The organism is Nitrospira sp. CMX1 (genome assembly GCF_054902215.1).
In genome coordinates this window covers 1-7,208 of sequence record NZ_JBUBKD010000020.1, presented here as the reverse complement: position 1 = coordinate 7,208, position 7,208 = coordinate 1, and the positions used below count along the sequence as shown (strand labels likewise).

5 protein-coding genes are annotated in these 7,208 nt (G+C 53.9%); 1 reads left to right on the top strand and 4 read right to left on the bottom strand.

What is annotated here, in order from left to right; all coding sequences use genetic code 11:
- The 4 genes from ACYX34_RS06570 to ACYX34_RS06555 form a co-directional block, all read right to left on the bottom strand.
- Nucleotides 1-979, bottom strand: a 979-nt coding sequence (locus tag ACYX34_RS06570; protein WP_462075757.1) for a transporter, incomplete at its 3' end; no start/stop codon positions are given.
- Between the two features lie 418 nt (nt 980-1,397).
- A complete protein-coding gene (locus tag ACYX34_RS06565; protein WP_462075756.1) occupies nt 1,398-1,940 on the bottom strand; it encodes a TlpA disulfide reductase family protein in 543 nt (180 codons plus the stop codon).
- Between the two features lie 31 nt (nt 1,941-1,971).
- Entirely contained in the window at nt 1,972-3,117 is a 1,146-nt protein-coding gene (locus tag ACYX34_RS06560) for a transporter (protein WP_462075755.1), read from the bottom strand.
- A 119-nt stretch (nt 3,118-3,236) separates the two neighbouring features.
- The gene (locus ACYX34_RS06555; RefSeq protein WP_462075754.1) at nt 3,237-3,542 is read right to left on the bottom strand and encodes a hypothetical protein; all 306 of its coding nucleotides are present in this window, start codon (nt 3,540-3,542) and stop codon (nt 3,237-3,239) included.
- Nucleotides 3,543-3,793: 251 nt separating this feature from the next.
- Between ACYX34_RS06555 and secA the strand changes: the two genes are divergently transcribed.
- A complete protein-coding gene (gene secA, locus ACYX34_RS06550; RefSeq protein ID WP_462075753.1) occupies nt 3,794-6,517 on the top strand; it encodes a preprotein translocase subunit SecA in 2,724 nt (907 codons plus the stop codon).
- Nucleotides 6,518-7,208 lie beyond the last annotated feature (691 nt).

Here is a 7,208-nt window from a genome sequence, read left to right as displayed (position 1 = left end):
TGGGGATCTGCGCGATGAAATAGAACGAGGCGAAATTCATCACATTGAACATGACACCCGGCGAATAGGCGACATAGGTTGAACCAGTTGTTGGTACTGCCCGAAACTTGACTGTTGGATCGAGCAAGATATGAGATCCACCAGGATTGAATAAGAACAATGACGAGTCCATCGCATCGTTCTGCATCCATCGGAAATTGAACTGTTGCGTCAGCACCAGCCAGGGGGTCTGTTCAAGCGGGATCACATTAAGCCCCAAGCTTGCGTTCACATCGTCGCCGAATTTGTAGCCGTCGCTGTTTTTAAATGTGTGCCGATAACTCGCTGAGGCAAACTGACTCACTCGATGAGGAATCAGTTCATACGTTTGATAGATCATGGGAACCACTCCGAAATTTCCGCGGCCGATCTGGAGTGTCGATTCCGCTAAAGTCGTTCCCTGTGCGAATTTGCCGTAGCTGCCGGTTGGGAAATCAACCCCGACGCCTAATACGATCATACTGCGGAGGGTCGGCAGAACGTTGTATTTCAGGGAAGCGCGAATATCACCGAGTCCGCCCTCACCGTATGGCACAGGAACGAGCCCGCCGATTTGAGCGTTGGATTCGACATGTTTGTAAGGAATCGTCACCTGAATACCAATACGGTCGGTCAAACCATAATTGAGGTCCAAGGTCGCCGTGCGTGTCGTAGTTTTGATGCTGTTCACATTCAAGTTCGCCAACGTGAGCGTTCTGGTCCCCTGATTGGCAAATGGGATCCGCCCCCCCTCTCCAGGAGGTGCCTCCATCGGGGTCCAGTTGTAAATCGCATTGACGGTCAGTAATCCCTTCATCGGTACCTGTTGTTGTGAGCCGATCACGACGAAGCAACTCACAGAGCCACAGGAAGCCTCAACCCGATGTGGATTGAGGATCGACACCGCCAGTCCGACTCCACTCAAGACAGCAAGAACACAGGACAAGATCGTCCGTACCATGATTCCAAACTCTTTCTGTGTTGTGACACGACGAAATCCGTCTATCGGAGCTCGCCGCAAAACACGGTTGTTAAGGAAACACCTGCCTATATGCAGGCGTTATGCGAGAAGAGAAGGGGGCCCTCTGAAGAAGTACTGGAAAGAAACGGGAATACGAATTGGATTGCTGTGAACAACGACCGTTTGCTCGACGAGCTGAAGAGTGGACTCTAACGAAACCGACGTGGACTCCACGTCCTGTCCTGCCGCACAGAACCAAGCACAGAGTCCGGTCGAGTGAGTTCCGGCCTGATGGTCTGCATGGTGCTGAGCATGGCCCACGCTTGGCGCAGCCATAGCTCCGTTCACCAGCACAAGGCAAACCAAAAGCAACCAGACAAACCAGGATTGTTTCAACCTTGCTGACATGTTTCGTTTACTACTTGAGCGATGCCGCCTTCATCGGTTCTGGGTTTTGGATCCGTGCCACGGTGTCGAGAATCACCTGCTCCGTGAGGAGACCACCTTTGATGTACTCGCGAACCACGCCCTTTTCATCGATGAACACGCTCACCGGTAAGCCGAACACTCCGAACTGGTTGGCAACTTTATTGTCGCGGTCCATGAGCACAGGAAACGTATGGCCATGCTGCTTAATGTGTTCACGGACCTTTGGTTCATCCTCCAGTTCATTGACGGCCAACACCACAAATCCTTTATCCCGCAGCTTGTCGTACATGGTTTGCATCGCGGGCATCTCCGTCGTGCAAGGCTTGCACCAGGTGGCCCAGAAATTCAGGAGCACGACCTTGCCGCGATATTGACTCAAGCTCTGCGACTTACCTTCCAAGTCGACCAAGCGAAAATCCTCAGCGGTCGTGCCCACAGCCGGGACACGTGAGCCCATGGCCAAACCATTGATCGGCAAGAGCCCAACGGTCGCAACAAGAAGACCTATGTGGAGAAAAGACGAATATTTCATGGCATTCTCCTTCCTTATACGTATTCAACGTCTACGACGGATTCAAAACTTGAAACACTTTCGTCACGCCGAAAACGTAGCTCACGCCTTGTGCCAGATTTCCATTGAAATCCCGATAGACCGGGATTTGCGCATAAAAGTAGAGCGAGGTGTTATCGATGAGCGGCGTCTTGACGTTCAACGTTGTCTGAACGACGTCTCCGAGATTGACCTGGAATCCTGGCGTATAGGCAAAATATGTGGAGCCGGTTGTCGGAACTGATCGGTTCCTGATGGTGTCGTCCATGACAATGACTTCGTCAGGAAACGTGGGGTCGCTGAGTATCTGCGACCGAGCGAGCGACCCCCGATAGTGATCGCGCATCATGTAGCGAAAGTTGAACTGATTGGTCAGCACAAGCCACGGGACTGTCACCAGATTGGCCCCTAACGAAAAATCAAATTGATCCCCGAATTGATACCCGAAGTTGTTACGAAACGTATGCCGGTAACTGCCGGACGCGAACTGATTCAACCGATGGGGGATGAGCTCATAGGCTTGATAGAACGACGCCTGCACACCGACTTGACCACGCCCGATCTGAGCGGTCGGCTCCATCGTTTCAGCCCCTTCGAGACCAGCGGTCGTTTGATTATGATCACCGGTGGGAACATAGACGCCGAAGCCCGTTACGAGAAGACTCCTCAGAGAGGGCAATACATTGTATTTCGCGTTAATGAACACATCACCGAAGCCGTTATCGGAAAATTGGGTCTCCTCACCGGCCCCTCCGTTGACTTCGCCTAACCCATCAAAGTGACGGTGCTTGATCTTCTTGTAGGGGATGGCGACTTCGATGCCAAACCGATCGGTCACTCCATAGTTGAGATCGAGCGTATACATTTGTGTAATGGTGCGGATCTCTTTGTGGTGCCCCAAAATAAGTTGCCGGTTGTCGAGATCGACCGCGGGAATCACTCCGTCGGTCCCGCTGAGTAGTGTCCCTTGCGGCGTATAGTTATAAAAAGCGTTCACCGTGAGTAGGCCCTTCGGTGACACCTGCTGCTGAGATCCGATCACCACAAAGCACGTCACAGACCCACAAGACCCCTCTGCCGTTCTCGTGTTGAGATCCAGGGCGAGGAGCATGACGGCAAGAACGAGGAATCGGTTGAATTGGGATGATATTCGGCCCATGATATTGAAAAACCTCTCTCTCCACACACGCTGTCTTTTGCTCACCAGATCAAGAACCCCACGCAGTGGGTGACCGGATGGACAAAATCACGCTCTACTGGGCGATGAAGTGGTACGGGCTACAGAGAGAAAGAAGGGGGGCCGCGGTTGGCGTCGATGCGAGAAAATTGAGAGATTGTATCCGTTGAATCAAAAGTCTGGAGAATCGCGACAGGACTATGTTCAGCCTGGAGCAACACCACCTGACTATCAAGCACTGTGCCCGCGGCGCACATCCAGGAACAGAGGAGTGTCCCGTGTGTGGCTGCCTGATGCTGCGCATGGTGCCCGGCATGTTCAGCCGCTTGCGCCTGAGCCAGGCCACCGATCACGAGAACACCAAGCACAAGCGATATCGAAAGGAATTTTCTGAATGTCTGGCTCATGCTCGAATGCACTTCCTGATGGAGGCCCGTTGATCTCCGACATGCTCACGCATGCTACAGATGCAACATCGTTCGTATACTAGGCGACCAAATCAACACCTGTCAAGCCACCGCAGAGGCTACCAGCGGATCAGGTAGGATTCACCGAAAAGATGCTGTATACTGCCTCGGTTATTTAAGGCACCAATACCCAAACCCAAATATCATCAAGAACGACTATCGCTCACTACATATCAACTTAATCTACTTCTATGGTTACGCAAGTACTCAACCTAATTTTCGGCAGTAAAAACGAACGGGAAATCAAGGCCCTGCGGCCAATCGTGACACAGATCAATGGGCTGGAGGCCGGGCTCACACCCCTCTCCGATGAGGCGCTCGCCGACAAGACACAGGACTTCAAGAAGCGGCTTGAAGCAGGCCAGACGCTCGACGACATCCTGCCAGAAGCGTTTGCTGTGTGCCGGGAGATGTCGCGCCGCAAGCTCAATATGCGCCATTTCGATGTGCAGCTGATCGGCGGCATGATCCTCCACCGTGGGCGTATTGCCGAGATGAAAACCGGCGAAGGGAAAACCCTGGTCGCAACCCTACCCGTCTATCTCAATGCCTTGGAGGGCAAAGGGGTCCATCTCGTCACAGTCAATGATTACCTGGCGAAGCGCGACGCCCAGTGGATGGCTCAGCTCTACCATGCGTTGGGACTCTCCACGGGCATCATTCAACACGATGCTTCGTTTATGTACGATCCGACCTACGAGGCATCTGACAAACGGCTGCAACACCTGCGTCCCTGCACGAGACCCGAAGCGTATCGCGCCGACATTACTTATGGGACGAACAACGAATATGGATTCGACTACCTTCGCGATAACCTGGTCGTCACGGCATTGAACCAGTGCGTCCAACGCGAGCTGAACTTCGCGATCGTGGACGAAGTCGACAGCATTTTGATCGATGAAGCCCGTACACCGTTGATCATTTCCGGCCAAACCGATCAGACCACCGACCTGTATTATCGGATCAATGCGATCATCCCTCAGCTGAAGGCCGAAACAGACTACACTATTGAAGAGAAAACCAAGACGGCGGCCTTGACCGAAGACGGCAACGCACGAGTCGAAAAACTGCTGGGCGTGGACAATCTGTACGATCCGGCCAACATGGACATGGTCCACCACGTGGTCAAGGCCCTGCAGGCCTACACGCTCTACAGGCGAGATGTGGACTATGTGGTGAAGGACGGCGAAGTCATCATCGTGGACGAGTTCACGGGGCGGTTGATGCCAGGTCGACGCTGGAGCGACGGGTTGCATCAGGCCGTGGAGGCCAAGGAAGGGGTGAAGATCGCCAACGAGAACCAGACCCTTGCATCCGTGACCTTCCAAAACTATTTTCGGATGTACAGCAAGCTCAGCGGCATGACCGGGACCGCCGATACCGAAGCCGCCGAGTTTGCCAAGATCTACAACCTCGATGTCAACGTTGTGCCGACCAATCGTCAAATGATCCGCCAGGATTATGCCGATGTCGTCTATCGCACCGAGAAGGAAAAGTTTTCGGCAATCGTCGAAGAGATCAAGGAATGCCACGAACGCGGACAACCGGTGCTCGTCGGAACCATTTCGATCGAAAAATCGGAGAAGCTTGCCGGGCTCCTGAATCGTAATGGGGTGAAGCACAACGTCCTCAACGCCAAGCAGCATGAACGGGAAGCGGAAATCGTCGCCCAGGCTGGGCGCAAGGGGGCCGTCACGATCGCCACCAATATGGCGGGCCGCGGAACCGACATCTTATTGGGCGGCAATCCGGACTTCATGTACAAGCAAGTGTTGTATCGCGAGGAGAACATTTCCGAGAGCCGCAAGCTTGAGGTCTATGAGGAAATTCGATCCGATTGTGAGAAGAACAAGCAGGAAGTCATCGGGGTTGGGGGACTGCATATTCTTGGCACGGAGCGCCATGAAAGCCGCCGCATCGACAATCAGCTTCGTGGACGAGCCGGTCGCCAGGGAGATCCGGGTACGTCACGGTTCTACCTCTCATTGGAAGACGACTTGATGCGGATCTTCGCATCCGAACGGGTGTCTCAACTGATGCTCAAGCTCGGCATGGAGGAAGGCGTCCCGATCGAACATGGCATGGTCACCAGGGCGATTGCGAACGCACAAAAGAAGGTTGAGGCCCATAACTTCGAAATCCGGAAACAGTTGCTTGAATACGACGACGTCATGAACAAGCAGCGTGAAGTAATCTACCGTCACCGCCGGGCTGTGTTGAGTGGGGAAAACCTGACCACTGATCTTCATGACATGATGGCGGGGTCGGTTGAGTCGTCCCTCAATGTGTATTGTCCTCCAGATCAATACCCCGAGGATTGGGACGTCAAAGGGTTGACTGAAGTCATGCACGCTCAATTCGGCCTAGACATCACCCAAGGCAAACACGATGGGGGGGACTCCCTGCGTGATGTGGGGCGCGACGCCTTGCTGGAAGACCTGAAAGCCCACGTGCAAGAAGCCTATACGAAAAAAGAAGCAGAGCTCGGACCGGAATTGATGCGTTTCCTGGAGAAGACGTTCATGCTCCAGGTCATTGATCACCATTGGAAGGACCATCTGTTAGCGATGGACCATCTGCGAGACGGCATCGGGCTTCGCGGCTACGGTCAGAAAGACCCGTTGATCGAATATAAGCGAGAAGGGTTTGATCTGTTCGCCGGCATGATGGAACGGGTCAAATCAGACACGCTCGAACGGCTGTTCCATGTGCAGGCTGTCCGCCATGAAGGCGAACAACCGAGTACTCCACCCGAGCCAATCCCCCAACGCCCGCAACCTAAACTCACTTTGAACCGTGGTGAGGAACCGGTCACGGCGCCTGCTCCGGCCCAACGGGCTGAGAACAAGGTCGGTCGCAATGATCCCTGCCCCTGCGGCAGCGGGAAGAAATACAAGAAGTGCCACGGAACATAGGGGGGCGCCCAGCAGTGAGACGATGCCTCTGCCTCGCCATCATGCGACAGGTCTCCCCTGCTATTGAATCTTCTCGCTCAACCTGCGCATGCCTCTAAGACCGTAGCAGAACACCGCAATGCCAGTGTGCGCAGTCTCATCAGCCAATTAGCGCAGCAGACGCAACGCCGAAGGCCGAAATCCAGCTCCATTGCCGAGCCTTGAAATACTGGAGGAAGAAGACTATCCACTGGCCCTCAGCCAGCCGTAGAGGGACGGTTCCCAAGCTTCAGGGCAAATCACGCTCTAAGGTCGGTGATCCCTTTTAGGAGTGGAACAATCAGACCGAAGAGTAGCCTCCCTGATTTGGCACTGATCAGACTCTCTTCCTCCTCATAGCAGGATGCCCGCACTGACTCGTGACCTGCGCAGTAATTCTGGACCATTCCGGAAAATGATTGTGGCTCGCTGCAGGCCTATGGTGTCGAGGTCCGAAGTTCCGCCCTTCAATGCATCAGGCGGAACATGTTCCGGCACCACGCAGTGAGTGAGACGAGGATGGTCGAATTACTGCGCGGGAAGAAGCACGTGCGGAGATCCCAGCTATGTTTCCCCTTATTCCACCTTGACTTAACGCAGTTCAAGACGCTACCCTATGCACCTTTCGATACCAGGAGATGGGTACATATGGCCCATGCTCTAGGGGTGTCAT

Bases quoted from the DNA above. Each gene is read 5' to 3' on its own strand.
- ACYX34_RS06565 (WP_462075756.1), bottom strand. From the start codon at position 1,940: ATGAAATATTCGTCTTTTCTCCACATAGGTCTTCTTGTTGCGACCGTT.
- ACYX34_RS06560 (WP_462075755.1), bottom strand. From the start codon at position 3,117: ATGGGCCGAATATCATCCCAATTCAACCGATTCCTCGTTCTTGCCGTC.
- ACYX34_RS06555 (WP_462075754.1), bottom strand. From the start codon at position 3,542: ATGAGCCAGACATTCAGAAAATTCCTTTCGATATCGCTTGTGCTTGGT.
- secA (WP_462075753.1), top strand. From the start codon at position 3,794: ATGGTTACGCAAGTACTCAACCTAATTTTCGGCAGTAAAAACGAACGG.